General features: G+C 73.0%; 1 protein-coding gene. It reads left to right on the forward strand.

Going from position 1 to position 1172, the window contains the following annotated elements:
- The first annotated feature begins 494 nt into the window (after window positions 1-494).
- Window positions 495-1148 carry a response regulator transcription factor gene (locus tag FNQ90_RS24010; protein ID WP_182608266.1) on the forward strand — a complete coding sequence of 218 codons (654 nt, stop codon included), beginning with the start codon at window positions 495-497 and terminating at the stop codon, window positions 1146-1148.
- The last annotated feature ends 24 nt before the right edge of the window (window positions 1149-1172 follow it).

Here is a 1172-nt window from a genome sequence, read left to right on the forward strand (position 1 = left end):
GGTGTGCAGGGGTGATCCCCGGGCGGCACCCCCCGGAAACCTTCCCGCAACAGAAAAAACGATGGACATTCCGGTGAACGCCCGGTGCGCCGGCGGCCCACCCCCCGCATCGCCCCCGTTTCCGGCGCCGCCGCCGGGCCGCTCGCGGCACTCCGTGCCCACTCCTGCCCGGGATCGGGTGACCCACTCCCCACCCCACCGGCGGAGTCCTGACGGCGCGCTTATCCGCCCCCGGGGGAGGATGGACGGACACGGGGTAACGGCCCCGGACGCCGGGCATCGGGCGATCGTCCGATCCCGGGCCCCGGGCGGACCCCGGGGCGGAACCGCCGTTCGCGCCGCACCGCTCCGAGCCCCGGACCCCGCGGCGCCGTCCCCGGTTGCCGCGCCCGGCGACCGCCGGATCGGAACAGGGCCGCGAAGCCGATGGGGACGGTCACGGCGAACAAAGCCGGTCACCTCGGTGGAACCGGAGGGAAGGAAGGAGGTACCGCGTGCGCGTGCTGGTCGTCGAGGACGAGAACCTGCTCGCCGACGCCGTGGCCACCGGGTTGCGACGCGAGGGCATGGCCGTCGACGTCGTCTACGACGGCGGAGCGGCCGAGGAGCGGGTGGAGGTCAACGACTACGACGTCATCGTCCTGGACCGCGACCTGCCGGTGCTCCACGGCGACGACGTCTGCCGTCGTGTCGTCGATCTCGGTCTGCCCACCCGGATCCTGATGCTGACGGCAGCCGGGGACGTCAGCGACCGGGTGGAAGGGCTGGAACTCGGAGCCGACGACTACCTTCCCAAGCCCTTCGCCTTCACCGAGCTGGTGGCCCGCGTACGCGCCCTGGGTCGCCGTTCGGCTCCCGCCCTGCCACCCGTCCTGGAACACGCCGGCATCCGCCTGGACCCCAACCGGCGCGAGGTCCTGCGCGACGGCCGACTGATCCATCTGGCCCCCAAGGAGTTCGCCGTCCTGGAGGTGCTGATGCGCGCCGAGGGAGCCGTCGTCTCCGCCGAGCAGCTCCTGGAGAAGGCCTGGGACGAGCACACCGACCCCTTCACCAACGTGGTGCGGGTCACCGTCATGACCCTGCGGCGCCGCCTGGGCGAGCCGCCGGTGATCACCACGGTGCCCGGCGCCGGATACCGGATCTGACACATGCCCGGCAGCCCCCCGCCC

The sequence above is a fragment of the Streptomyces alkaliphilus genome, assembly GCF_014141535.1.
Lineage (GTDB): Bacteria > Actinomycetota > Actinomycetes > Streptomycetales > Streptomycetaceae > Streptomyces > Streptomyces alkaliphilus.